Annotated in this window: 13 protein-coding genes, 3 tRNA genes and 1 pseudogene; 6 read left to right on the forward strand and 11 right to left on the reverse strand. The window is 71.3% G+C overall.

What is annotated here, in order from left to right; genetic code table 11:
* Positions 1–3: 3 nt before the first annotated feature.
* Genes AB0G04_RS15370 through AB0G04_RS15380 form a run of 3 tightly spaced genes read right to left on the reverse strand, consistent with a single transcriptional unit; the run spans position 4 to position 6,957 of the window.
* The gene (locus AB0G04_RS15370) at positions 4–4,089 is read right to left on the reverse strand and encodes an SAV_2336 N-terminal domain-related protein (protein WP_360982377.1); all 4,086 of its coding nucleotides are present in this window, start codon (positions 4,087–4,089) and stop codon (positions 4–6) included.
* Positions 4,086–5,090: a MoxR family ATPase gene (locus AB0G04_RS15375; RefSeq protein WP_360982379.1), complete on the reverse strand. Its 1,005-nt coding sequence runs from the start codon at positions 5,088–5,090 to the stop codon at positions 4,086–4,088. Before AB0G04_RS15375 ends, AB0G04_RS15370 begins: the two co-directional genes overlap by 4 nt.
* Entirely contained in the window at positions 5,077–6,957 is a 1,881-nt protein-coding gene (locus AB0G04_RS15380) for a trypsin-like peptidase domain-containing protein (RefSeq protein WP_360982381.1), read from the reverse strand. The genes AB0G04_RS15375 and AB0G04_RS15380 overlap by 14 nt, the downstream gene beginning before the upstream one ends.
* 277 nt (positions 6,958–7,234) lie before the next feature.
* On the opposite strand from AB0G04_RS15380, the gene AB0G04_RS15385 reads away from it, so the two are divergent.
* Complete coding sequence (locus AB0G04_RS15385; RefSeq protein WP_360982383.1) at positions 7,235–7,606, forward strand: hypothetical protein; 372 nt, start codon at positions 7,235–7,237, stop codon at positions 7,604–7,606.
* Complete coding sequence (locus tag AB0G04_RS15390; protein ID WP_360982385.1) at positions 7,606–11,154, forward strand: AAA domain-containing protein; 3,549 nt, start codon at positions 7,606–7,608, stop codon at positions 11,152–11,154. Before AB0G04_RS15385 ends, AB0G04_RS15390 begins: the two co-directional genes overlap by 1 nt.
* Before the next feature lie 238 nt (positions 11,155–11,392).
* Here AB0G04_RS15390 and AB0G04_RS15395 read toward each other — a convergent pair.
* The 4 genes from AB0G04_RS15395 to AB0G04_RS15410 all read right to left on the reverse strand — a co-directional run bounded on the left by AB0G04_RS15395 (position 11,393) and on the right by AB0G04_RS15410 (position 11,981).
* Positions 11,393–11,467, reverse strand: a tRNA-Val gene (locus tag AB0G04_RS15395).
* A 28-nt stretch (positions 11,468–11,495) separates the two neighbouring features.
* Positions 11,496–11,566: transfer RNA gene (locus tag AB0G04_RS15400), tRNA-Cys, on the reverse strand.
* A gap of 38 nt (positions 11,567–11,604) precedes the next feature.
* Positions 11,605–11,676: transfer RNA gene (locus AB0G04_RS15405), tRNA-Gly, on the reverse strand.
* 116 nt (positions 11,677–11,792) lie between these two features.
* The gene (locus AB0G04_RS15410) at positions 11,793–11,981 is read right to left on the reverse strand and encodes a hypothetical protein (protein WP_360982387.1); all 189 of its coding nucleotides are present in this window, start codon (positions 11,979–11,981) and stop codon (positions 11,793–11,795) included.
* Positions 11,982–12,259: 278 nt separating this feature from the next.
* Here AB0G04_RS15410 and AB0G04_RS15415 point away from each other — a divergent pair, with 278 nt between their 5' ends.
* Positions 12,260–14,548 (forward strand): EAL domain-containing protein, encoded by a 2,289-nt coding sequence (locus AB0G04_RS15415; RefSeq protein ID WP_360982389.1) that lies wholly within the window; start codon positions 12,260–12,262, stop codon positions 14,546–14,548.
* A gap of 79 nt (positions 14,549–14,627) precedes the next feature.
* Here AB0G04_RS15415 and AB0G04_RS15420 read toward each other — a convergent pair whose 3' ends face one another.
* The gene (locus AB0G04_RS15420; protein ID WP_360982391.1) at positions 14,628–15,050 is read right to left on the reverse strand and encodes an acyl-CoA thioesterase; all 423 of its coding nucleotides are present in this window, start codon (positions 15,048–15,050) and stop codon (positions 14,628–14,630) included.
* Between the two features lie 432 nt (positions 15,051–15,482).
* Here AB0G04_RS15420 and AB0G04_RS15425 point away from each other — a divergent pair.
* Positions 15,483–18,092: pseudogene (locus AB0G04_RS15425) on the forward strand (BTAD domain-containing putative transcriptional regulator); the annotation flags it as partial.
* A 38-nt stretch (positions 18,093–18,130) separates the two neighbouring features.
* On the opposite strand, the gene AB0G04_RS15430 reads toward AB0G04_RS15425, so the two are convergent.
* Positions 18,131–19,279 (reverse strand): dipeptidase, encoded by a 1,149-nt coding sequence (locus AB0G04_RS15430; protein ID WP_360982393.1) that lies wholly within the window; start codon positions 19,277–19,279, stop codon positions 18,131–18,133.
* 186 nt (positions 19,280–19,465) lie between these two features.
* Positions 19,466–20,626, reverse strand: a complete 1,161-nt coding sequence (locus AB0G04_RS15435; protein WP_360982395.1) for an oxygenase MpaB family protein — start codon at positions 20,624–20,626, stop codon at positions 19,466–19,468.
* Positions 20,627–20,767: 141 nt separating this feature from the next.
* Here AB0G04_RS15435 and AB0G04_RS15440 point away from each other — a divergent pair, with 141 nt between their 5' ends.
* Together AB0G04_RS15440 and AB0G04_RS15445 are read left to right on the forward strand one after the other, a co-directional pair.
* Positions 20,768–21,697 (forward strand): ATP-binding cassette domain-containing protein, encoded by a 930-nt coding sequence (locus AB0G04_RS15440; protein ID WP_360982397.1) that lies wholly within the window; start codon positions 20,768–20,770, stop codon positions 21,695–21,697.
* Positions 21,694–22,443 (forward strand): ABC transporter permease, encoded by a 750-nt coding sequence (locus AB0G04_RS15445; protein WP_360982399.1) that lies wholly within the window; start codon positions 21,694–21,696, stop codon positions 22,441–22,443. Before AB0G04_RS15440 ends, AB0G04_RS15445 begins: the two co-directional genes overlap by 4 nt.
* A gap of 21 nt (positions 22,444–22,464) precedes the next feature.
* Here the strand turns inward: AB0G04_RS15445 and AB0G04_RS15450 are convergent, their stop codons facing one another.
* A complete protein-coding gene (locus tag AB0G04_RS15450; RefSeq protein ID WP_360982401.1) occupies positions 22,465–25,608 on the reverse strand; it encodes a BTAD domain-containing putative transcriptional regulator in 3,144 nt (1,047 codons plus the stop codon).
* Positions 25,609–25,659 lie beyond the last annotated feature (51 nt).

Here is a 25,659-nt window from a genome sequence, read left to right on the forward strand (position 1 = left end):
GGTTCAGGTCGCGTCGCGGCCGGCCGGCCCAGCGAGCAGCCGCCGTGCGACATCGGCCACGATCCCGGCCGGCGAGGGAGCCCCGAGCGCCGCTTGTGCCCACGACCGCGCCCGTTCGCGGCCGCCGAGGCCGGCGATGAACTCGAGCATGAGTGGCGACATCCGCGGGCGCAGCAGCCGGGCGACGGCCGCCGGCCGCCCCGGATCGAGACGTCCGGCGATCTCCTGTGCCACCAAAAAGTCCAGGACGGAGTCGTCGAGGAAACGGAAGCGGTAGTCCTCGTCGCGGACCAGCAACGCGCCGGTGCCGAGCAGCGCCGCGGTCGCGCTGCGGCTCGGCGACGCGACCCCGCGAGAGTCGGTGAGTCCGGTCAGGACATCGGCCGCAGCGCCCAGCGCATCCACACCGAGAGCTGCCTCATCGGACTCCCAGAGCCGCCGGGCCAGATAGGTGACCGCACGCCACAGATCCTCGAGCAGCAGTTCGCCGGGCATCGCCCGGCGGCGTTCGCCATCCAGCCAGTCGTGGATCAGACCCTGGTAGAGGCTCGCCACGATCTCGGGGTCGCCGCCGGACGCGGCGGAGGCGAGCAGCCGATCGTCGATGTCGGCGATGAGGGCCAACATCCGCGGGTTGCGGGCCATCCCGGCCAGCCCGCCCACGCGGTCGAGCAGGTCGAGCCGCTGCCGTGCACGGTCCGGGCCGAGCCGCCTGGTGAGAGCGTCGAGGATCTGTCCCCGCTCGAAGGCGTGCAGACGGATCCGCTGCACCCGGTCCGCAGTCCTGTAGGGCGCGAACGCGTCAGTGAGCAGGTCGAGGTCACGGCTGACCAGGACCAGCTTCGCCCGGTCCGGCCGCGCCCAGGCACGCCAGCCTTCCAGCCGTTCCCGCAGCCGGTCCCGGGCGGCACGGGCGACAAGGTCGTCGAGGCCGTCGCAGAGCAGGGCGACCCGGCCCTCGCCGAGCAGGTAGCGGCTGCGCTCCCGGTCGATCCCATGGACGCCACCACGGGACAGCCGGATGGCGACCAGCTCGTCGATGTCGACCCGCCAGTCCAGGTCACGAAGGTCGACCAGGACCGGCACCACCGGATCCCGGTCGGTGTGCAACTGCCGGGCGAGCTCCCGCAGCAGGAAGGTCTTACCCATGCCGGTGTCCGCGGCGACCGCGACGAGGCGGCCGTCCGGTCCGGACAGCCAGCCGCGCAGCACGTCCCGCAGATCGGCGCCGCCGGTTTCACCCGTCAGCAAGGTGTACGGCCGGGGCACGTAGAACCCGGGCGTGAGGGCCGGCTCGTCGTCCTCGAGCGACGCCGCCTGGTCGGCGGCGTAGCGGAGCACGTCCTCGCCGACCTGGAAGTCGGCGAAGCCCAGCAGCCTGATCCCCTGCGCCGACGCCTGCGCGGGAAGCAAAGGGCCGACCGGCGCTGATCGGCTGACCAGGGTGGCGTCCCGGCCTGGGCTCTCCTGGCGGACCACCTCGTCGAGGAAGCGCCGGACCACGCCCGTATCCGGCTCGCCGTCGAGGACCCCGATGCATTCACGTCTGCCGGGAGCCGAGACGATCAGGTAGCCCGCCTGTCCGGCCAGCCAGCGACGTTCCACCATCGAAACCTGCGGGTGCCGAGCCCGGTAGGCCCGCGCAACCCTGGCGAGCAGGCTCGTACGGGCCGGATCTGCCGGGTCGTCGGCCGCCCGCGGTGGCATCGGCCGGCCAGTCTCGGCCAGCCACCAGTGGTCGCCGTACACATGCTCGACGGTCTCCGTCCCGGACGACACCTGCAGCGTTCCCGGTCTCAGGTCGAGCACCTGGTGCGGCAGGGACGCGCCGACCACCGGCAGCCCGGTGGAACCGAGCTCCCTGATCCCACCCGGCTGCCCGGTCAGCAGCACATCCAGATGCGCGGCGAGGTCCGTGGCCTCGTCGGCCGGGTCGTGGTGCACCACACCGACACGCAGCCAGCCGCGACCCTCGTAGTCACGCAACCGCCGGGCGAACCAGGCCCGCTGGGCGTCCCCGAGCCCGTCACGCGGGAGCTCGGCCTCGTGGCTGGCCGGCACCGTGGAGTTGAGCGCGGCGACCACCGTACGCAGGGCCGGAATCTCGAAGAGCTGCCAGGGTTGGTGCTGCTCGAAAGCGGTGCCGCCGGGGACCCGGCCGAGGAAGCCGGCGAGCGGCTCCCATTTGGGCCAGTAGGGCGGCACCGGTTCAAGGCCGTCGGCCCGGCAACGCTCGAAATAGAGCGCGCACAGGCCCAGGTTGACGTCACCGTCGCCGGGCACCACGACGATTCGCCCGGGTGGCAGCCGCATCCGCGTCCGAAGGCTCTCCAGCCGGGAAAAGGCCCCCTGGTATTCCGGCTGGATCGCCTCCCGGGCGACGCCACCGGTGACCACCACCAGATCGGGTCGCACATCGGGCGGCAGGTACGGCCACGGATCCGCCTCGAGTGCGTCCAGGTGCAGGATCGTGAGACGTTCGCGAGCCCGGCGCGCCGGCAGCGCGACGGGTGTGGCGGGCACGGCAACCGCGCTGCCGGTCAATCGGCGCAGCACGTCGGCCCGGACCGCCGCGAAAGGCTGCCGCAGCGCCGGAACCGTCAGGCTGCCCCCGGGTGCCGACATCACTGCGGCGAACGAAGCCCCCGGCAGTTCCAGATGCCGTTCGACATAGTCGGAAACCTCCATGAACACACGGCCCGCCTCGGACTGCCGCAGGGTGCCCAGAAGCAGTTGCCGGACGCCCGGCAGGAATTCGAACTGCTCCCCGTCCGGTTCGAGCAGGCCGCCGTAGAGCACCTCGGCCAGATGCACAGGCCGTGAGCCGGGAACCATCACGGCCTGGACGAGGCGCATCACGGCCAGGTTGAGCGGTACCGCAGCCGACAGATATCGGGCGAGGTACCAGGCGGGAGCCGACGCGCCGGCCCGGAACAAGCGCACACGCTGCTCGGCGGTCGCCTCCGCAGCGGGCTCGAGCCTGCCCCGGCCTCGCCCGGTCTCGCCCGCAGCCGTCACGATCGCGTCGATGCCACCCACCGCCCGGCCCGCCACCAGATCGGCCCAGGGTCGCAGCCAGTGTGGATCCAGTTCCAGCACGGGCGTCGGATGGCCGGCTTCCGGCAGGCGCCGACGGCGCATCGCCGAGGAGAACGAGTAGTCCGCCCCGGGCGCACCGGCCCGCGGCGCGGAGAGCCGCCCGGCGATCGGGGCGAGCCCGGTACGGTTCCAGAGTCGTTCAGGCAACGGCTGCAGGATCGCCACCGGGGCGCGGGACGACCACCGCCCCAGCAGCTGGGCCATCTCGCCGTCGTGCCAAGGCGGGCCGATGCAGTCACTGAGCAACAGCACCAGATGCCGGCCCGGACGGTCGACCAGGCGTGCCGGCGACCGTTGTGCCGCCGCGGACCGCACCACGCCGACCGTGCCGTCCGGCTGAAGGCCGAGCCGGACCACCCGCATCGTGCGGAACGCCCCGAGCCGTTCCAGCATCGTCCCGGCCTCCTGGCCGAGCCGGTTCCACACCCCGTCGATCGAACTGTGGTCGAGCACCAGGGTCAGGTCCAGCCAGCGGTCCGGCGCCGGCCGCCACACCGGTGTCCACATCCGGCGCTCGGCTGTCTGCTGTGCCGTGGCGTCCTCGTCGAGGATCACCCGGCGGCCGGAGGGCGACCTGCGTTTCAACGGCCGCAACGCGTGCAACGTCCGTCCGCTGTTCGGTAGTGCCGGTGCGGTACGGGCCAGCAGCGGCCATCCCGGTACCGCCTCCAGCCGGACCTCGTCACCGGCGACGGGCCCGGCCTCGCCCTCGCCCTCGCCGGTTCCCGTGTCGGAGTCCGGCCGTGCCGGCGGCGGCGTTCCCGGCTCGGGCAACCGCAGCTCGGTCCCCGCGTCCGGGCGCGACCGCACCGGTTCCGCAACAGGCTGCGGGACCGTCGGCGGCTCCTCCACGGCAGGGCCGGCGGCGGCCGGGCCGGAGAGGCCTTCCCGGGTGGCGAGCCACAACGCCTCGGCCACCTCGACCGGTGTCAGCCGCACTCCCGCGGCGTCCAGAACGGCCAGCAGCCGGTCGAGCCCGTCCGTCGTCACGGCGAGCCGTTCAGTTCGCGCAACACGACGTCGATCAGGTCCTCGCGGTCCGGCCGGTCCTCCACGCCGGCGCTGAGCAGCAGATAGACGGCGTTCAGCAGTTGGTCGGTGGCGAGTTGGCCACGTCCCCGGCGACTGAGGAAGTCGGCGATCAGTTCATCGGACCCGGCGAGCACGTCAGATCCCAGATGCGCTTCGACGATGGCTCGAAGCCGCGCCTCCTCCGGCTGTGCCAGGCGCAGCTGCACGCATCGGCGCAAGAACGCTGGCGGGAACTCACGCTCCCCGTTGTTGGTCATCACGATGAACGGGAACTCCCGGCACCGCACCCGGCCGTCCTGGATCGTCACCTGCCGGCCGTCGTCCGCCGGGCGGACCTTCACGAGCGGGGTGGCGTCCGAGATCCGCTCCAGCTCGCTGATGCGGTACTCCCCCTCCTCGAAGATGTCGAGCAACTCGTTGGGCAGGTCGATGTCACCCTTGTCGATCTCGTCGATCAGCAGCACACGCGGAAGCTCGTAGGGTGCGAACGCGGTGCCGAGCGGCCCGAGGCGCAGATAGCGTCCGATGTCGGAAGGCTGCACATCCTGCCGGGTGGTGGCCTCCTCGATCCGGCCCACCGCGTCGTAGTGGTACAGGCCGGCGGTCAGTGTCGATCGGCTGGTGATCGGCCAGCGCAGCACCGTGCCGAGCCGCAGCTCGTGCGCGACCGCGTAGGCCAGCGTCGACTTCCCGGTACCCGGGTCACCGGTGACCAGCAGTGGGCGGCGCAGATGAAGCGCCACATTGACCATCCGTACGGTCGCCGCATCGGCCTCGTAGGGCACCGCCCGGGCGCGTTCCGGCAGTCGGCGGCCGGCGGCCCCGTCCCGCTCCAGCGGTGTCACGGGCTCGCCGTCAAACCTGCGCCACGGCGGCGGCTCCCCTCGCCTCCTGATCCGGTCGCCCGTCGGGTCGGAGACCCCGGTGCCCTGATAGATGAGGAACTCACCCGCCGTCATGGCGTCCCTTCGTCGGTGTTCTCAGCAGCTCCCGCCCCAGTCGGCGGCCCGGATCGTCCCAGAGCACCACGATGTCGCGCCCGCACTCAGGCGAGCCGTCGGACAGCGCCTGATTACGCATTCGCATGATCTGATCGGGAACGTCCTCCCGCCTGGACCGGGTCAGCGCGGCTGTCACCGCGTCGGCGAGGCGAGCACCCGCGCACTCGCGATGATCCTCGTCGCCACCGGCGCACCCTCTGCGCCGCCACACGACGATCGGAAACCCGCAGTAGAGGGCGATGTCGAGTACAGCGGTGATCTCGCTGCGGTTCCGCGGTGAGTCCGGCAGCACCAGGGCGCCGAGATCGGGTGCGAGGTGAAACGTGGAGAAGAGCTCCTTGTCCGCCCGATGCTCCGCGCACCGCACCCGCATCAGGGCGGCGCCGATCTCCCGGTCCGCGAAGGCGTCCCAGCGATCCTGCCACTCGCCCAGGATCTCGTCGTCGGTCGCGTCGAACCGCTCCTGGTCGCGGACCACCACCGGGCTCGTCTGCCCGAGCTCGGTGGAGACGCGGCCGGCCCGCGGCCAATGCTCGACATCGGCGTCGAGCAGGTTGGGGGGCAGCACCAGCTCGATCCTCGGGTAGCCGGCCGCGTCCCGCCTGACCAGACCGGGAAGGCGTCCACGCAAGTGTTCCCAGAGCTCTTCCTCGTCGAGGTCGGGGCTCTGGGGGTCGATCTGCTCCGGGCCGCCGCTGTCGTCGCGCCAGATCTCGCAACGGTATCGCTGCTGGTCGCGGCCGACCGGCCGCACGTACACCAGAACGGAAGACCTCGGCTCCGGCCGCGCCGGCGCCGCGGCGGTGACCCTGGCCCGTCCGGATGCCAGCCGGTCGTCGACACGATCCCCCGCACGGATCGCCTGACCGGCCGACCGTGCCCAGGTCTCCAGCCGGCTGCCGGTCAATGACCCGGATCCCGCCTTGATGGCCAGGCGGATCGCGTACGAGAGGACGTGCGGGAAGTTGTCGGCGGCCGATATCAGGCCGGCCAGCTCGGTGATCACGTCGCCGTGGTCGTGCAGCGGGTGCCGCACCGGCGGGGCGTACTCGCCGGCGATCGCGCGATAGTCGGCCAGGTGCTCGTAGTGCTCCGCCGCCGGCAGATCGTGCACGATGTGCCGCAGTAGCCGTTCGGCGGCCCGGCCGATCGCATCCGGCCGATCTGGCAGTTGGTCGGCCAGGCGCAGCCATTGCTTGTCGATGCGGTGATGCTCATCATGGTCGCGTCGTAGCCGCCGGTACGACTCCGGATCCATGATCATGCGGAGCGCCCGGACCGGGACGGCCACCCCACCGGCCGACTGTCCCGAGTGCCGGGTCGCCTTGGTGACCGCGCAGACACCTCCGGTCGTCGCGTTGAGCACGGGCGCGCCAGACATCCCGGGTTCGACCTTGTCTCCGGTCAGCCGAATCATGTCGTCGTAGTCACCACCGCTGGTGAACCAGCCGGACGTCCGCGCGGCCGACGGCCCGTACACCCGAGCGTGTCCCGCCACCAGCAGTTTCGCATCGTTGCGAGGCACGTGGTCGTCGAGCCACACGGTGGAGCGGTTGTCGTCGGGGGTGCTCACCTCGACCACCGCGAGATCGGGGTAGTCGGTGACGCGGCCGCCCAGCGGTGACGCCCAGCGGACGACGGCCGGCAACTCCGCCCCCTGCCGGAAGACCCTTATCTCGTCGTACCGGGCGCCGGCCACGTGAGCGCAGGTCGCGATCATGTTGGGCGCGATGAAGAACCCGCTGCCCTCGGTGTGTCCCTCGACGCGGACCAGGCTGTTCCTCAGGTGTGCGGTGAGGTCGTCGATGACATCCGGCACGTGCATGCGGTCACCACAGCTCCCGGGCGGGCGGCCGCCGGCCGGCCGGCTCGAGCGGGGCCCGCATCGTGCGCCCAGGTGGACGTTCGACCTCGATCAGCTCGCCCACTCCGCGTCCTCCGTATTCATCGGGTGACCGTTCGTAGAAGAGCACGGTAGTGCCACCGGTCACCCGGCAGATCTCCCCGTCGGCGATAGTCGGGAACACGACACATTTACCTGTGCCGCTCTAACATTCCGTAGCCTTTCGGGTGCTTTTGGTTGGTGTCTGCGGGAGGCATGCATGTCCGAGGTCGTCGAAGTCAGTTTCACGCCGCTGCCGGAGGACGACGACTTCGTTCTCGACCAGCTGACCGACGAGCTCGAAGAGGACCTCCGCGACATAGGCGAGGTACGCCGGCTGGAAGCGCCCGCCGGCCCCGGGGACAAGGGCGTCGGAGAGGTCGTGCTCGCTACCGTTGCCGTGGTCGCCGGTACCGACCCGGGCTACGTGCAGGCGCTCGTCGACCTGGTCGTCGGCTTCCTCAACCGCAATCAGGGTCGCAAGGCACACCTGAGGATCGGGGACGTCGAGCTCACCATCGAGCAGGCGACCAAGGCGGAGACCACCAAGATGATCGACCTCGTCCGTGACGCGATCGAGCGCTCCCGCTGATGGGTCGACACGCCCTTGTGCTGGGCACAGCGACCTATGAGGCTGACCGGAAGCTCACCGCCCTGCCCGGTGTCCGGCAGGACATCGAACAGCTGCGAACCGTGCTGGAGACCGACGGCGACTTCGACAGCGTCACGGCACGCATCGATCTTCCCTCGGTACAGATGAAGCAGCTCGTGGAGGAGTTCTACGGATCGCGGCGCACCGGTGACCTCGCGGTCTTCTACTACTCCGGCCACGGCGTCCAGCACGATGACCGGCAATCCCTGTTCCTCGGGACGATCGACACCGACACTGCGATCCCGCACACCACGGCGTTCGACGTCGAGGGCGTCCTGCGCCACATGCTTAATCACACCAAGGCCAGCCAGAAGGTGGTCCTCCTGGACTGCTGCTTCTCCGGCTCGTTCACCGCGCGCCATCGGTTCACCGGCGGCGTACGGCAGGAGCCCCGCCGTCTCAAGCGGGAACGCGGCACGTTCATGCTGCAATCGAGCAGCCACCTGAAGGCCTCGAAGGCTCAGGGCCCGGACCGGCCGTCGGTCTTCACCGAGGTGCTGCTCACCGGACTTCGCGGTGCGGCCCAAGGCACCGCCGAGGATGGCTGGATCACGACGAGCGACCTTTCCAGGTACGCGATGACCGAGATGTCGCGCCGCCGGGAGGAGAAGCCGGTCGAGTCGAGCGAGGGCGTCACCGACCCGATCCCCCTGGTGGGCGGGCCGATCGATCGCCGGCAACACGAACCCGGCGTACCGGCGGAGGAGCCGGACGACGCCCCGTTCGACACCGAGCGGTGGCGGCGCCTGATCGCCTACTACGTCAACTGCCTGCGACGCTCAGCCGTCCTGCAGTTCTTCGTGAATCCGGCAGCCGGTGACTCGTACGTCCACGCTCCTGCCGGCCGAGAGGTGGTGTTCTCGGCCGGCGAACCGGTCCGGTTCGGGGAACGAGGGCAGCAACTCGCCAAGTCAGCCGAGGCCGGCGGCCGCTCCCTGCAGTACGGCTACCCGGTGGTGGCACTGCCGCAGAAAGGCCGGCAGCAGGTCAGCTGGGCGCCGTTGCTCGTCTGCGACCTGACCGTGGGAGATGACGGGTTGGCACATTCCGCGCCGCCGCAGCCCAGTCCCGCTCTCATCGACCTCTACCAGCTGGCCGCGGTGGAGGCCGACGAGCTACGCGAGGCAGTGGCGGAGCGCCTCGTTCCCGGTGATCGACGATCCCTCGCCGAGGCCGTGAACCTGGTCGCGAACGCGTTCGGCCTCAAGCCGGCATCCGCTCTCGACCCGCAGGACCTGGCCGGGACGGTCAAGCGAGGACCGCTCAACCGTGTTCAGAACGCGGGAATATTGTTCGCCGCCGGAAGCACCGAGTCCCCGGAGCGGCAGCTGATCGAGGACCTGCAGGAGATCACCAAGAACGCGGGGAAGATCGCGTCGACCGCCCTCGGCGCGCTGTCGGCGAAAGGCGATGAGGACGCCGCGCCGGACACCGGAGTCCTGGCGGTGGCGCCGAGTCCGGTGAACGAGACCCAGGAAGAGATCATCCGGGCCGCGATGAGCCGGCCGCTGACGGTTGCCCAAGGACCTCCCGGCACCGGCAAGAGCCAACTGGTGACCGCGCTGCTGGCCACCGCCACCGCAGCCGGGCAGAGCGTACTGATCGGCTCGACCAACAACCGGGCCGTCGACGAGGTGGTCGAGCGAGTCACCGCCATGGTCGGCCCCGGCCTGATTTTGCGTACCGGCAACAAGGAGTACCGGCAACAGGAGCCGCAGTACCTCGCCGAGGTGATGCAGGCGTGGCCACCACCGGCACCGGACGCTCGCGGCCCCTTCCAGGAGATTCGCCTGGTGACACACGAGATCGACCGGCTGCGCGAAGAACTCGGCCGGCATCGGCGACTCGAGCGAGATCTCGTCGACCTCGCCCTCGAACGCGACGCCGCGCTCACCGGCATCGACGACCGCACGCTCGCCGAGCTGGCCGACCGCACCGACCGGGCACTACGGAGCCGGTGGTTCGGATGGTGGTATCGCAGGCAACTGAGGTCATACGGGGCCTTCGACCGGGAGGCGATCACCGCCCTCGGGGAGAGCGCGGTCATCGAGCAGTGCTGGCGCGAGCGGCAGCGGGAACTGGCATCCCGGCCGGACACCGCCGAGGAGGCATGGCAGCGGCTGCAGGCCCTGCAACACGACAGCAGACCCACGCACAGCGTCGAGCTGCTGCGCGCCCAGATCGCAGCACGGGTGGCCGGGAACACCACCCTTCTCCGGAACCGCGCCGACGAGATGGCCAAGCCGAACGGGAGCAGCTGGACCTACATGGCGGCGCTCCTGTCCGTGCTCCCCGGATGGGCGGTCACAGCGAAATCGGCGCGCCGGCTGCAACCCAGGCCCGGCCTGTTCGACCTGGTGATCATCGACGAGGCCGCGCAATGCACCGTCGCGGACATCCTGCCGATGCTCTACCGAGCGAGACGCGCCCTGATCATCGGCGATCCACGACAGCTCACCCCGGTCGTCGAGCTCTCCGGCGACGACGACCGCAGAGAGCAGGCCCGGGCGGGACTCGGACACGGGTGGCTGACGAATCGGCGGCTCAGCTACCGCGACCACTCAGCATACGAGGCGTTCGCCGCCGCTGCCGGAAGCACCGTGCTGCTCGACGAGCACTATCGCTGCCACCCGGAGATCATTGATGCGCCGAACCGGGTCGTCTACCAGAACCGGCTGACCGTGCTGACGGATCCGGCCCGGCTCGCCGCACCGGCCGAACCCGCCACCCGCTGGGTGGACGTGCCCGGGCACTTCACCAAGGGCGCCACGGGATCCGGCCGTAACGCCGACGAGGTACACGCCGTGGTGGCCGAGGTGCAGCGGTTGCGGAAGGAGTACCCGGACGCCTCGATCGGGGTCGTGACGCCGCTGGCCGAGCAGCAACGTGCCCTTCATCGCGCCCTCCAGGATCTCGGTCTCGCCGACAACCTGCTGTGCGCGACGATCCACAAGTTTCAGGGCAGCGAGAAGGACATCATGGTCGTCTCGCCGGTCGGTGCCCAGGGCATCAGCGAACGCACCCGCGGCTGGCTCGTCAACCAGACGAACCTTTGGAACGTCGCCATCACCCGCGCCCGCTCCCAACTGGTGGTGGCCGGCGACCGGTCATGGTGGTCCGGGCAGCGCGGCCTGCTGGCCGATCTCGCCTGCCCTGCCGCATCGATCGCCACTGGTGTTCATGCCGGCCCCCGGCCGGTCGACCGATTGGTCACCGGGCTCCGAGACGCCGGTCTGACCGTACATTGGGAAACGCCACTGCGGGGTTACTCAGTCGATCTCACGATCAGCCTCGGCGGCAAACGACTGGCCTTGCTGGTCGACGACCCCGAAGGTGATCCGGACGGCCGCTCGCTACGAAGAGTGCTGAGCCGACTGGACGTCGTCGCCTCGGTCGTGACAGTGAAGCGGGTGCCTGCTTGGCGCTGTCTCGCCGAACCGGAACTGGTCGTGGCCGAGCTACGCAACGCAATCGAGGTAGACGCGTAAATACAGGTGGCCCAACGGCTTGTTACCGCCCTCCTGGGCCGGGCGGCACCACCAGCAAGTACCACGCGATCCGAGCGCCCGCGTCGAACTGCGTCTTGACCAGGCGATCGTTCGCGGCATTGATCGGCGCACGATCTCGCAAATCAGAGCAACCTCGAAAGCCTCGATGAGGCCACCGTGAGGATCCACCACAGAGAAAACCGGATACCCCAAAGGGCATCCGGTTTCATAACACTATTGGTGGGCGATACTGGGATCGAACCAGTGACCTCTTCCGTGTCAAGGAAGCGCGCTCCCGCTGCGCCAATCGCCCTCGCACCCAGCTTCCGAAGAAGCGAGCGAGGTGGAGACGGGATTTGAACCCGTGTACACGGCTTTGCAGGCCGTTGCCTCGCCTCTCGGCCACTCCACCGTGGCGGCCGATGCAAGGATCAGCAGCAGCCTTCTCCGAGCGGAAGACGGGATTCGAACCCGCGACCCTCACCTTGGCAAGGTGATGCGCTACCACTGCGCCACTTCCGCTTGCTCCGCCTGGTTTCCCCGGCGACGGATGAAACCTTAGCTGAGCCACCGGCCCGATGCCAAAGCACCCCCCGCTTCGCGCGTTGCTCCGCAGGTCAGCGCGCTTCCCAGACGTGTCAGTGGGTCTCGCCCAGGAGGCGGCGGACCTCGGCGATCAGCTGGGCCTGGAATGCGGCCACGCTGCCGTCGACGACACCGATCCGGTAGTCGGGTCCGGTTTCCGGGTCGTTCGCGCGGGATCCGTCGCGGACTCCGGTGGAGCCGTCGACGTGGCCGGCGGTGTACGCCGCGATTGCTTCTTCCATGGGGGCCTCCTCGGACACGCGCGACAATCTCGCACGTCAGCCGCTTGCCGCAATACCGGTCGCCCGTCGCAGAGGTTCGGCCGATCCGGCAGTACGGCGTCAGCCGGATGCCGGCGCCCGGACAGACGTGCTCGCCAGTGTTCACGCACAGCCGCCGCGGGCGGTTCACGCGGAAAGGGCGCCGGCCCCGGCCCGCACGTGCTCCATCACACAGAAGTGCCCGGTGAAGGATGGCGCCGCTTCGATAAAGCCGGGCCCGATCCGGCCGATGGAGGGACATGAACCACGGCCAGGCCACCGCCCCAGCACCCGCTTCCCGGGCGAATTTCGAGTTTCGCGTGCACCTGGGCCTCAGCGTTGCCCTGGTCGGGCTCCTGCTGACCGGCCCGGAGGCGGTGGCCACCCCGGTGATGGTTCTGCTCCTGGCGCTGAGCCTGGTGGCGATCCATCGGGGCCCGCGGCTGAACCGGCCGGACAACGAGACGCCGTGGCGGTACATCCGCTCCGCTTCGTACATCTTCGTCGTCTGCAGCCTGCTACGGGTGGTACGTATGGAAGGCGGGCTGCCGGACTGGCTGACGCTGCTGCCGGACCTGCTCACCATTCCGGCGTACCTGCTGGTGGGGCTCTGCTTCGTGGTCATGCTGCGGCAGCGGCAGGCCACCGACGACGATTCGGCCCGCATCGACGCGCTGCTGATGGGTCTCGGTACCACGTTCCTGACCTGGACGTTCCTGATCGGGCCACGGACCACCGTCCACCTGACCGGCTCACAGCTGGTGAACGTGTTCTTCCCGATCATCGACGTGGCGATCCTGGTGCTGGCCGCCCGGCTCATGCTGGCCCGGGGGACCCGGCAGCCGGCGCTGTGGACGATGATCGTGGCGTGCGGGGCGCTGTTCGCCGGCGACCTGCTCTACTGCCTGCGTGAGGCGCTCGGGGTGGGCGTTCCCGAACGGTTCGTGGACACGTTCCTGATGCTCATGTTCGCCCTGGTGACCGGCGCCTCCCTGCATCCGTCGATGCGGGAGCTGACCGAGCCGCAGCACGCCGTGGCCCGTGACCTGAGCCGGGTTCGGACCGCGCTGATCGGCGCGATGGTGATCTTCCCGGTCGCGCTGACGGCGGTGATGCCGCAGGGCAGCACGGTCAACAACACGATCCGCGCCGTACTCTGCGTCGCTCTGGTCCTGACCGTGCTGATCCGGGTGATCCGCTCGAACAACTCGCGGGCCCGGGCCGAGCGGCTCAGCCGACGGCGCGTCACCCATGACATGCTCACCGATCTGCCGAACCGGGAGCTGCTCACCGAGACGGTGGCCGGCTGGGCCGGCCGGGCCGCCACGGAACGGCACGAGATCAGCCTGCTCTTCCTCGACCTCGACCGGTTCAAGATGATCAACGACAACTGGGGCCACCCGGTCGGCGACGAACTGCTCCGGGCCGTGACGGATCGGCTCACCCAGGTGGTACGGACCGAGGACGTGGTGAGCCGGATCGGCGGCGACGAGTTCGTGGTCGCGCTGTCCGGGCCGCCGCACGAGCGTCTGGGCGAGCAGCTCGCCGAACGGCTGATCGCCGAGTTCAAGCGGCCGTTCTCGCTCTCCATCGGTGATGTGGTCACGTCGGTGTCGATCGGGGTGGCCAAGTCCGCCGGTGACGTGCACGCGCTGGACCTGATCCGTGACGCGGACACCGCGATGTACAAGGCCAAGAGCAACGGCCGCAACGTCTACGCGCTCTTCGACGCCTCGATGCGGGTCCAGGTGCAGGACCGGGTCCGGGTGGAGCAGGCGCTGCGCGGCGCGCTCGAGCGTGGTGAGCTGGCCGCCCACTTCCAGCCGATCATCGATCTGGCCTCGGGCGAGCTGGACGGCTTCGAGGCACTGATGCGGTGGCACTCGCCGGAGCTGGGTTTCGTGTCGCCGGTGGACTTCATCCCGATCGCCGAGGAGACCGGCATGATCGAGGAGATGGGCGCGTGGCTGCTGCGCGAGTCGGTGCGCCAGCTCGGCGAGTGGACCGCCCGGCGCGGACCGGACGCCCGTCCGCTGCACGTGTCGGTGAACGTCGCGGTGCGCCAGTTGAGCGACGGTTCCCTGGTACGTCTCGTCGACGAGGCGCTGCGGGAGAACGACCTGCCGCCTGCCGCGCTATGGCTGGAGATCACCGAGTCGGGCGTGATGGAGGACCTCGAGGCGGCCCTGCTCACCCTCAACGCGCTGCGGACCATGGGGGTGACCCTGTGTGTCGACGACTTCGGCACGGGCTACTCGTCGCTCAGTTACCTGCACCGGCTCCCGGTCGGCATCGTCAAGATCGACCGGTCGTTCGTCTCGGGCGTCGGTGAGAACGGCGCCAAGGAGCCGATCGTCCGGGCCGTCCTGGCGATGACCCGGGCGATGGGACACCGGGTGGTGGCCGAGGGGGTGGAGACCGAGGTGCAGCGGGACTGGCTCCGCGAGCAGGGCTGCGACCTGGTGCAGGGCTGGCTCTACAGCAAGGCCGACCTGCCAGCGAACCTCACCGCCTGGATCGACCGGACGCCCGCCTTGTCCGAGGTCTGAGGCCGGACGCCCGCCCTGTCCGAGGTCTGAGGCCGGACGCCCGCCCTGTCCGAGGTCTGAGGCACCTGAGGCCGGGCGGTCAGAGGCCCAGCCAGGACGGGTCGGCGGCAAGGGCGCGCAGGCGGCCCGCCGGGTCGTCGACCAGACGACGGGTGGACCGGTCCAGCAGACCGGCCACCCCGGTGACCGCCGCGACCGGGGTGCCGTCGGCCCGCGTGTAGTCCTGCTCGACCTGGAACGTCTTCCCCGTACCCCAGAGGAAACGGCAGGTCACGTCGACCTCGTCGCCGGCCCGCAGCTCCTTCAGGTACCGGATCGTGGTCTCCAGCACGACCGGGCCCACCCCCGCCGTGACCAGGGTGTCCGGGCCCAGCCCGGCGGCGAGGAAGGCCCGCCAGCGGGCGTGCTCGCCGTACTGCAGATAGACGGCCTGATTGACGTGCCCCTGAAGGTCCAGCTCATATCCGCGGACCGCGATGCGTACCCGGAACAGGTCTGCCATCGGGCCATCCTGGCACACCCGAACGCCGGCCGGCCGCACCCACGGACCGGCTGGTCAACGCCGCCCGGAGGTGACTCCCCGCAGGTGGGATCGACATAGACGGTGACGACTCTCCCACCTAGGCTGGGCCGGCGCGTTCGGTGTCCGAAGGGGAGTGTGGTGCGGTTCCGGCTTCTGGGTCCGGTCGAGGCTGCCGAGGGGGATCTGGTCGTCGCGCTGGGCGCACTCAAGCAGCGGCATCTGCTCGCCGCACTGCTGTTCGACGGCGGGCACCCGGTCACCTTCGAGACCCTGATCGACCGGCTCTGGGGTGACGAGCCGCCCGCTGACGCCCGCGGTGCTCTCTACGGTTACGTGGCCCGGCTGCGCCGGGTGGTCAAGGACAGCACCGGCGTCACCCTGGTCCGCTGGTCGGGCGGTTACACACTGCAGGTGCCACCCGGTTCGGTCGACCTCTACCGGTTCCGTGAGCTGGTGGAGTCCACCCGGACCGCGGGGCCGGACGAGCGGCTCGCCGCCTGTGAGGAAGCGCTCGGGCTGTGGCGGGGCGATGCGCTGGCCGGGCTGCCCGGCGAGTGGGCCCAGCGCAGCCGGGAGAGCCTGGAACAGCACCGGCTCGCGACGCTTGCCGACTGGGCGCTCACCGCGGTGGCCCGGGGGCGGCACGCGGAGGCGGCCGACCGGCTGGCGGTGGCACTGGCCCGGGATCCGCTGTGCGAGCCGTTGGTCGCGGCCATGATGCGCGCGTTGCACGCCTCCGGACGTACCGCGGAAGCTCTTGATCTCTTCGCCCGGTCCCGCAACCGGATCGTCGACGAGCTGGGCACCGAGCCGGGCCCGCTGCTGCGCGACGCGCACACCAGCGTGTTGCGGGAGCCGGCCGCACCGGCCGGGGACCCGCCCGCGCCCCGCCCGTTCCTGCTGCCTCCCGACCTGCCCGACTACACCGGCTTCGACCGGCAGTTCGCCGCCACCGTGGAGGCGTTGCGCACCACCGCCGCCAGCCCGGTCGTGGTGGTCTCCGGGCAGGGCGGCGCCGGCAAGACCGCGTTCGCGGTGCACGTGGCTCATGCGGTCCGCGACCACTACCCGGACGGGTCGCTCTTCCTCGATGTGGGCGGCGCCGACCCGCTGGAACCGGCCGAGGCACTGAGCCGGCTGCTGCGCATGCTCGGTGTCACCGACGCGGACGCGCAGGGCAACTCGGACCTGCGTGAACGAGAGGCCCGTTACCGTGCCGAACTGGCCGGGCGGCGGATCCTGGTGGTCGTCGACGACGCCGTCGGCGCCCGCCAGATCCACCCGTTCCTGCCCGGCGACGCCGGTTCGGCGCTGCTCGTGACCAGCCGGAACCGGTTGGTGACGGTGCCCGCGACGAGCCGCGTCGAGCTGAGCACGATGACCGTCGAGGAGGCATGGGCGCTGCTCACCCGGGTGGTCGGCGCGGAGCGGACCGGGGCCGAGCCGGAGCAGACCACCCGCCTGATCGGCCTGTGCGCCCGGCTGCCGCTCGCGGTCCGGGTCGCCGGTGCCCGCCTGGCGGCCCGGCCGCACTGGACGGTGAGCCAGCTGGTCCACCGGCTCGACGACGAACGGCGCCGGCTCGACGAGCTGGCCGTCGACGATCTGGAGGTGCGCGCCGGCCTGGCCGTCGGTCTCCGCGGTCTCAGCCCGCGAGCGCGGCAGGCGTTCCGGGCGCTCGGTTGCCTCGACCCGCCGGTGCTGACCGCGCTCACCGTGGCGGCGCTGCTTGACGTCGGGCTGGACGAGGCCGACGACCTGGTCGAGGAGATCACCGACGCGCGGCTGCTGGACGTGGTCGGCGTGGACGGCCCGTGCACCCGGTACCGGATGCACGACCTGGTCCGCCTCTACGCCGGGGAGCTGGCCCGCGAGGACCCGGACGGCATCCGGATCATGGTGACCGGGGCGCTGGCCGCGCTGTTGCGCCTGGTCGAGCACCTGGCGCACCAGTTGCCGGTGGCGACGCCGCGCCTCTACCACCCGGACGGGCTGCCCGAGCCGCCCGAGCACTGGGCGGCCACGATCGACCGGGTCGACCTGCGGCGCTGGTTCGACAACGAGGAGCCGGCGCTGATCGCCGCGGTCGAGCGGGCCGCCGCGCTCGACCTGGTGGCCCCGGCCTGCGGGCTCGCCGACGCGCTGGTGTTCGCGTCGTTCGCGGCGCGCAACAACTTCGACGGCTGGGAACGGACGCACACCGCCGCGAGCGCCGCCGCCCGCCGTGCCGGGGACCGGCTCGCCGAAGCCGCCATGGAGTGCGGCATCGGGCAGCTGCGCTACGCCCAGGACCGGTTTCCCGAGTCGCGACGGCACTTCTCCCGGGCCGCCGGACTGTTCGAGGCGGCCGGCCACGACCGCGGCCGGGCGGTGGCGCTGAACGGCCTCGGCACGGTCAGCCGCGAACTCGGCGAGCACGCCATCGCGCTGCCGCAGATCAACCGGGCCCGCGAGGTGCTGGACCGGCTCGGCGACGAGGCCGGGGTGGCGCACGCCCACTACAGCCTCGGCTTCGCGCACCGGGAACTCGGCGACGACGACGTGGCGCTCGGCCATCTCGCGTCGGCCCTCGCCCTCTACCGCCGGCTCGGCCACCGGCGCGGCGAACTGATCGCGATCCGCGGCATGGGTCTGGTGCACCGGGCCCGCGGTGAGCTCGACAAGGCCGAGGAGCTCTGTTCGGCGGCGCACACCATCGCCACCGCCGTCGGGGACACCCACCTGGCCGCCTACACCGCGCAGGCGCTGGTCAAGGTGTGGATCCGGCAGGGCGACCCGGACCGCGGCCTGGAATCGCTGCGGGTCGCGCTGGCCGCCACCCGCGCGAGGCGCGACGGGCACGGGACGGCGCTGGTCACCCGTACCCTCGGGGAGCTGCACCTGGCCGCCGGCCGGCTGACCGAGGCCGCCGAGCTGCTGGAGTCCGCGGCGGCCCAGTGGCGGGACATCGGCATGGACCTGGGCCGGGCCCGCACCCTGCGTGATCTCGGTGCCGTCCGCTGCGCGTCCGGCGACCACGAGGCGGCACACTCCTGCTGGGCGACGGCCGGCGAGATCTTTCACCGGCTGGGCGTACGGGAGAACGCCGAACTCACCGCCTGGCGTGCCGCTTCCGGTTGCACCTGCCCGGCCTCGGCGCTGCGCATCACCCGCAGCATGTTGCCGCCGGCCAGGGCGGCCAGTTCCGGGTCGGACCAGCGGCGGGCCGCCAGCTCGCCGAACAGCCGCGGATAGCGCGACACATCGTCGAGCCCCGCGGGCGTGTCCGCGCAGCCGTCGAAGTCGCCGCCGAGCCCCACGTGCTGCACCCCGGCCACCTCGCGGACATGTTCGACGTGGTCGGCCACCTGTTCCACGGTCACCGGCGGGGGCGGGCCCTCCGGCTCGCGTGACCAGGCCCAGCGGTCGTCGGAGAGGAAGTCCGGCACGAACGTCACCATGCACACCCCGCCGTTGCCGGGCAGCGCGGTGAGCACATCGTCGGGGACGTTGCGGGGATGCGAGCAGAGCGCCCGTGCCGACGAATGACTGAAGATCACCGGCGCGGTCGTCACGGCGAGTGCGTCGCGCATCGTGGTGTCGGCGGCGTGCGACAGGTCGACGAGCATGCCGATCCGGTTCATCTCGGCGACTACCTCGCGGCCGAAGTCGTTGAGCCCGCCGAGCCGGGGCGTGTCGGTGGCGCTGTCGGCCCACGCCACGTTCTGGTTGTGGGTCAGCGTCAGATAGCGCACGCCCAGTTCCCTCAGCATCCGCAGGACGGCGAGGGAGTCGCAGATGCTGTGCCCGCCCTCGGCGCCGAGCAGTCCGGCGATCCGCCCGGCCCGGAACGCCGACTCCACGCCGTCGGCGGTCGACACCAGCTCGAGGCGGCCGGGGAAACGGCGATGCAGCGCGTACACCAGGTCGATCTGCTGCAGGGTACGGACCACGGCCGCCGCGGGCGGCAGGTCACCGGGCACGTAGACCGACCAGAACTGGGCACTCACCCGTCCGGCGGCCATTCGCGGCAGGTCGGTACGGGTCAGAGGCTGGCGCCGGTCGAGCGCGAACTTGTCCAGGTCCGCCGGGGTGAGCGCGCCGCCGTGCAGGGTTCGCAGGGCGTCCGGCAGGTCGTTGTGCCCGTCGACGAGCGGGTGCTGTGCCAGCAGCCGGGCGATGCGGTCACCGGCGGTCTCGTCACGCACCGACTCGTCGATCGGCCACATTGGTCACCCTGATCCTTGATGAACGCGGAAGGTGCGGCATCCCCCCTTGTTACTGATCCCGCACCGCCCGCGCTCTACAGGCGAGGAACGTCGATGTGGGCGCCGCCAGCGCGTCACGTCGTCGTCCCGTCCGGCGCCGGCTCCAAGATTGACAGCCGCGTCTGCCGTACTTCTGGCACGTTTCTGTCAGTCGTCGGGAAGCTCGGCTCCCCACCTGGCGAACTGGGCGCGGGCCTGGCGCCCGGAGCGGGCCAGCAACCGGGCCCGGCCACCCGGCAGACGGCCCAGGACGTGACTGACCAGCAGGTTCGCGGCCACCCGGGTGAGGCCGTACCAGGGCGGACGGTAGGGCAGCCCGAGGTCACGCATGGCGGCCGGGCCGAGCAGCCAGCAGCTCACCGACAGGGCGCGTTCGCGCTCGTACCACCGCCGGTGACCGGTCGCCACGTCGTCGGTCATCGTGATCAGGGCGCGGGCCAGGGCGACGCTGCTGGCGTCCGGCGGCGGATCGTTGGCCAGGAAGTGGTACAGCAGGCGGCGGCCCCGCCGCTCGGTGTGCGGCAGCCATTCCTCGTCGACGCCCATCAGCCAGCCGACGTAACTCCACAGGTGCATGACCGCGGCCGCGTCGGCGCGGGACACCCGGACCCCGAGCAGGCGCAGGTGCAACAGGAAGCTCGTGCTGAACACGCCGAGGGTGCTGGCCTGGTCGTACTGGTTGATCGGCACGCCGCGCAGGTCCCACTCCCAGGTGGGGTCGGCCTCCAGGCGGGCGTTGACCAGTGCGTGCATGACCCGGACGTGCACGGTGGCGCGGAAGCCCGCGCCGCCGGGCGCCATCCCGCCGGGCGCGGTGACGGCCCGCCACCAGAACGACGTCTCCTGGATGCGGCGCAGGGTCTCACCGCCGGCCAGCCGCCCGGTCCGGACCAGCGGTTCCAGGGCAGCCGCGGTCCGGTATCCGCCGAGCAGCGAACCGTAGGCGAGGACCAGTCCGGCGTCCATGCCGAACGCCCGGCACGCCTCGGCACCGCGGGCGAGCAGTTCGTCGTCGACCCAGTCCGGCCGTTGCGAGCACGCGTCCCAGAACGCCCGCACCGGTTCCGGGGCGTCCGCGGACGGCCCGGCGGCCAGCGCCCGGTGCAGGTCGTCCGGGCGGACCGCCCTGATCAGCCCGGCGGCGAGTTCGTCGCGGCGCATCAGGCCAATCCGCAGGGCCGCCAGTTCCGCCTCGGTGGGGGCGGCGCCGCGCCCGGCCACCAGGCGCAGCGGCCGGGCAGCCCGTTCGGCCCACGGCCGGTCGGCCCCGAAGCGGCTGGGCACCCGTAGATCGGCGTGCGTAGTCATGCATCGACGATAAGCCGGGCGAGCGCCCGCCCGGCTCGACGGTTTCCGGTGGCCGCGCCCAGCATGCCGCCTGATCTTTGTCAGCGGCCGTGTCAGACGCGTGTCAGAGCCGGAACAGGGCCGGCCCCGATCGTTGTCGGCATGAGCGATTCAGCGATCGAAGCGACCGGGCTCCGGAAGGCCTTCGGTGACAAGACCGTCCTCGACGGCATCGACCTGACGGTTCGGGCCGGCACCGTCTTCTCCCTGCTCGGTCCCAACGGAGCCGGCAAGACCACGACGGTCAACATCCTGACGACCTTGATCAACCCCGACGCCGGTACGGTCCGCGTCGCCGGCCACGACATCGTGGCCTCGGCCAAGGCCGTCCGCCGGTCGATCGGGGTCACCGGCCAGTTCGCGGCGGTCGACGAGTTGCTCACCGGCCGGGAGAACCTGCAGCTCATGGTGGACCTGAGCCGCGGCGGCAAACGGACCGCCGGGGAACTGCTGGAACGGTTCGACCTGACGGAGGCGGCGGACAAGCTCGCGGCGACGTACTCCGGTGGCATGCGCCGCAAGCTGGATCTGGCGATGACGCTGGTCGGGGACCCGCGGATCATCTTCCTGGACGAGCCGACGACCGGGCTGGACCCGCGCAGCCGGCGCACGATGTGGGACATCATCCGCGATCTGGTGGCCGGCGGCGTGACCATCTTCCTCACCACGCAGTACCTCGAGGAGGCCGACCACCTCGCCGACCGGATCGCGGTGCTGGACCAGGGCCGCCTGGTCGCCCAGGGCACCCCCGGCGAGCTCAAACGCCGGCTCCCCGGCACCCACGTCCGGCTCCGGTTCGCCGCCGCGGAACGGCTCGACGCGGCTGCCCGCCTCTTCGGCGGCTCCACCAGCGACACCGAAGCCCTGACCCTGCGGGTGCCGAGCGACGGCGGAACCGCCTCACTGCGGGCCCTGCTGGACCGGCTCGACGAGTACTCCCTGCACGCCGAGGAGTTCTCCGTGCACACCCCCGACCTCGACGACGTCTTCCTCGCCCTGACCGGCCACACCACGAAGGTGGATGCGAAATGAGCACCAGGTCCCACTCCGCCGTGATGCTGCGCCGCAACTTCCGGCACATCACCCGTAACCCCACCTCCGTCTTCAACGCGGTCCTGATGCCGATCGTGATGATGCTGATGTTCGTGTACGTGTTCGGCGACGCCTTCGACGTGGGCGTCGACTACATCGACTACGCCACACCGGGACTCATGCTGCTGGCCGTCTGCTACGGGCTGGGAGCCGTCGCGACATCGGTCAACTCCGACATGACCAAGGGCATCATCAACCGCTTCAAGGTCATGGACGTCTCCCGCGGCGCGGTGCTCAACGGCCACGTCATCGCCAGCGTGCTGACCAACGTCATCGCCATCACGGCCCTCGTCGGGGTCGCGTTCCTGCTCGGTTTCGACCCGGCGGCCGGACCGCTCGACTGGCTCGGCGTGGCCGGCATGATCGTCCTGCTCGGCTTCGCGGCCGGCTGGATCACCGTCGCGCTGGGCCTGGCCGCGAAGTCACCGGAGACCGCCGGCATGGCCGCCGTACCGCTGGTTCTGCTTCCGTTCTTCAGCAGCGCCATCGTGCCGGCCGAGATGATGGGGCCGGGTGTCCGGCAGTTCGCCGAGTACCAGCCCTTCACCCCGATCATCGAGACGCTGCGCGGGCTGCTGAACGGCGCTCCGCAGACCGGAGACCTGATCGCCGCGGTCGCCTGGTGCGCCGGCCTCGCCCTCGCCGGCTACCTGTGGGCGTCCGCCACCTTCAAGAAGCGAGCGTGACGATCCCGGTCTCCACCGCCGTCAGCCCAGAGTGACCGCAACCAGCTGACGCCAGTTTCCCTCCGCACCCTCCCGAGCCGCCTCGGCGAACCCCGTGTCGCCGAGGCGGCCGCGTGCTTCCCGCTCGATCCGCGTCACATCCGGGTTCGACCGGTCCGGCAGGCCGCGGACCCCGGCACTCGCCGCCAGCAGCCGTTCGGCCTGCGCGTACTCCCCGCGCCGTAGGGCCAGGTCGGCGACCCCCACCAGGACCAGCGCCGACAGGTGGGCGTGTCCCGCGTCGGTGCCCTCCGCGACCGCCGCCGCCCGCAGGGCACGGGCCTCGGCGAGATCCTCGACCAGGTACGCCATCCGATCCTGCAGCAGTGCCCGGACGTTGGGCTGCTCCGCCTTGCCGCCGAGCATCACCGTCGCGGCGTCGAGGTGGCGCCGGGCGTCCGCGACGTCACCGCCCCAGCGGGCCAGGTCCGCCTTCGCCAGCGCCAGCTCCGAGAGCGCGTCGGGCCAGGTCACCCGGGCCGCCAGCCGATCCGCCTCGGCCATCGCGGCGGCAGCGTCCGCCGCATCCCCCATCAGATGGCACAGCTGGGCCTGCCGCGCCCGCATCGCGATGACGTCCTCGATCGACCCGACCTCGGTGACCGCCGCGATGGCCTGCTCGTAGTACTCGCGGGCACCGGCGAACTCGCCACGCCCCGCGATCCGGTCGGCCAGCTCGGTCAGGGCGAAGTAGGTCCCGAACCGCTCCCCCAGCGCGCGGAACTCGGCGAGCGCCGCCTCCAGGTACTCGTCCGCGTCCCGCCCGCCGTGGCCCAGCGCGATCCGCATCTTGCCGAGGTGCAACCGGGCCAGTGCACGAACCCAGGGATCCGGGTTACCGAGCAGCGGCTCCCAGGCGGTCAGGGCGGACCCCGGCTCCCGCAGCAGGCTCTCCAGCGGCACGACCAGGTCCAGGATCGGGTTCCGCGAACCACCACCGCGCACCACGATCTCGTACGCCTTGTGGATCCATTCCGCCGCCTGGCGCTCATCCGACCGGCCGGAGCCGGCGAAGAGCACGACCAGCGCGTACACCGAGGCTCTGATCTCGTCGCCGACCTCGCCGGGCACCTCGGTGGCCGCCGTGATCAACTCGATGCCCTCGGCCTTGTAGCCACCCAGCCACCAGTACCATCCGGCGGCGGCCGCGAGCCGCATCGCGCCGGACGCGTCCCCGGCCGCCAGCGCCCCGCGCATCGCCGCGCCGATGTTGTCGTGCTCGGCCTCCAGCACGGCCAGCCACTCCAGCTGCCCGGCCCGGCGCAGATGCGGCTCGGCGGCCTCGGCGAGCTCGATGCACCAGGCCAGATGCGCCCCGCGGGCGATGCCGGTCTGGCCCGCCTCGGCGAGCCGATGCCCGGCGTACTCCTTGATCGTGCCGAGCATCCGATACCGTGGCGCGCCGCCACCCCGGGTGACCAGCAGCGACTTCTCGGCAAGCGCGGTGAGCAGCTCGAGCACCTCGTCCGGATCGACGGTGTCCCCGGCGCAGACCCGCTCGGCCGCCTCGAGGCTCGCCCCGCCGGCGAACACCGACAACCGGCACAGCACCGTCCGCTCGGCCTCGGACAGCAGCTCCCAGCTCCAGTCCACCATCGCGCGCAGCGTCCGGTGCCGCGGCAACGCCGTCCGGCTGCCACCGGTCAGCAGCCGGAACCGGTCGTCCAGCCGGTTGGCGAGCTGATCGACCGACATCGTGCGCAACCGGGCCGCGGCCAGCTCGATCGCCAGCGGCATCCCGTCCAGCGCCCGGCAGATGCGCGCCATCGTCGTCAGCGTCGAGGCGTCGGCCACCAGGTCGGACCGCACCGCACGGGCCCGGTCCAGCAGCAACCGGACCGCCGGCGCCGACGCGATCGCCTCCGGACCGGCGTCACCGTCCGGCACTGTCAGCGGCTCCACCGGCCACAACGCCTCACCGGTGATGCCGAGCGGCTCCCGGCTCGTCGCCAGGATCCGCACCCGGCGGCACTCGCCGAGCACCCGATGAGCGAACGCGGCGGCCTGCTCGATGACGTGCTCGCAGTTGTCCAGGATCAGCAGGGTCTCCCGGTCCCGCAGCGCCGCCACCAGCCGTTCGGCCGGCTCCATGTCCGGCGCCTCGCCGAGCAGCGCGTCCCGCAGCCCGAGCGCGGCGAGCGTCGCCTGCGCCACGTCACCGTCCGGCCCGATCGCCGCCAGCTCCACCAGCCAGGCCCCGTCCGGCGACGCGCCCAGCAGTGTCCGTGCCGTCTCCGACGCCAGCCGCGTCTTCCCCGAACCGCCCGGTCCGATCAGCGTCGTGAGCCGGCTCTCGCCGACCAGCCCGCCCACTGCGGCGACATCGGAATCCTTGCCGATGTAGCTGGTCAGTTCGGCCCGCAGGTTCGTGCTCCGGTTCTCCTGCCGCCGGCCCGACTCGCCGCGCAGCAGCGCCAGGTGCAACGCCGCCAGCTCCGGTGACGGGTCGACGCCAAGCTCCTCGGCCAGCACCTCGCGGGTGCGCTGGAAGACCAGCAGCGCCTCGGTGTCCCGGCCGCTCGCGACGAGGGCCCGCATCAGCGCGGCGACCAGCCGTTCACGGACCGGGTTCGCCGCCACCAGATCGGTCAGCTCGGTGACCAGCTCCGCGCCGTGACCGGCCCTGACCTCCGCATCGAACCGGTCCTCCAGGGCGGTCAGGCGCAAGGCCCTGAGCCTGGTGACGGCAGCCTCGAAGGCCGGGCTGTCCAGCGGGCCGACGTCCTGCAGGGGCGCACCACGCCACAGGCCGAGCGCGTCCCGCAGCAACTGGAGGCGCCGGCCGGGGTCGTCCCCGCGGGACTGCGCCCCGGCGGTCAGGCGTTCGAACCGTACGGCGTCGACGGCGTCCGGCTCCACGAGCAGCCGGTAGCCGTCCGGATGGCCCTCGACAGAACCGTCCGGCAACGCCTTCCGCAGCCGGGAGACCAGGCGATGCAGGGCGTTGGCGGCCTCCGCGGGCGGGTTCTCACCCCAGATCCAGTCGACGAGTGCCGCTTTCGGGACCACCCGGCCGGCCTCCAGCGCCAGAGCGGTCAGCAGGGCACGCAAACGGGCACCCGGGACGTCGGCGAGGAGGCCGTCGTCCGTACGTACCTCGAACGATCCGAGCACCCCGATCCGCATCCGGCAGATTCTGTCACGGCCGATGATCGGCCAGCCATACACCGACGTCAG

It is taken from the genome of Actinoplanes sp. NPDC023801 (assembly GCF_040639655.1).
Taxonomy (GTDB): Bacteria; Actinomycetota; Actinomycetes; order Mycobacteriales; family Micromonosporaceae; genus Actinoplanes.

Coding starts and splice junctions, on each gene's coding strand:
- AB0G04_RS15390 (WP_360982385.1), top strand. CDS start 7,606: ATGGGTCGACACGCCCTTGTGCTGGGCACAGCGACCTATGAGGCTGAC.
- AB0G04_RS15435 (WP_360982395.1), bottom strand. CDS start 20,626: ATGACTACGCACGCCGATCTACGGGTGCCCAGCCGCTTCGGGGCCGAC.
- AB0G04_RS15380 (WP_360982381.1), bottom strand. CDS start 6,957: ATGCACGTGCCGGATGTCATCGACGACCTCACCGCACACCTGAGGAAC.
- AB0G04_RS15375 (WP_360982379.1), bottom strand. CDS start 5,090: ATGACGGCGGGTGAGTTCCTCATCTATCAGGGCACCGGGGTCTCCGAC.
- AB0G04_RS15450 (WP_360982401.1), bottom strand. CDS start 25,608: ATGCGGATCGGGGTGCTCGGATCGTTCGAGGTACGTACGGACGACGGC.
- AB0G04_RS15385 (WP_360982383.1), top strand. CDS start 7,235: ATGTCCGAGGTCGTCGAAGTCAGTTTCACGCCGCTGCCGGAGGACGAC.
- AB0G04_RS15445 (WP_360982399.1), top strand. CDS start 21,694: ATGAGCACCAGGTCCCACTCCGCCGTGATGCTGCGCCGCAACTTCCGG.
- AB0G04_RS15410 (WP_360982387.1), bottom strand. CDS start 11,981: ATGGAAGAAGCAATCGCGGCGTACACCGCCGGCCACGTCGACGGCTCC.
- AB0G04_RS15415 (WP_360982389.1), top strand. CDS start 12,260: ATGAACCACGGCCAGGCCACCGCCCCAGCACCCGCTTCCCGGGCGAAT.
- AB0G04_RS15430 (WP_360982393.1), bottom strand. CDS start 19,279: ATGTGGCCGATCGACGAGTCGGTGCGTGACGAGACCGCCGGTGACCGC.
- AB0G04_RS15420 (WP_360982391.1), bottom strand. CDS start 15,050: ATGGCAGACCTGTTCCGGGTACGCATCGCGGTCCGCGGATATGAGCTG.
- AB0G04_RS15440 (WP_360982397.1), top strand. CDS start 20,768: ATGAGCGATTCAGCGATCGAAGCGACCGGGCTCCGGAAGGCCTTCGGT.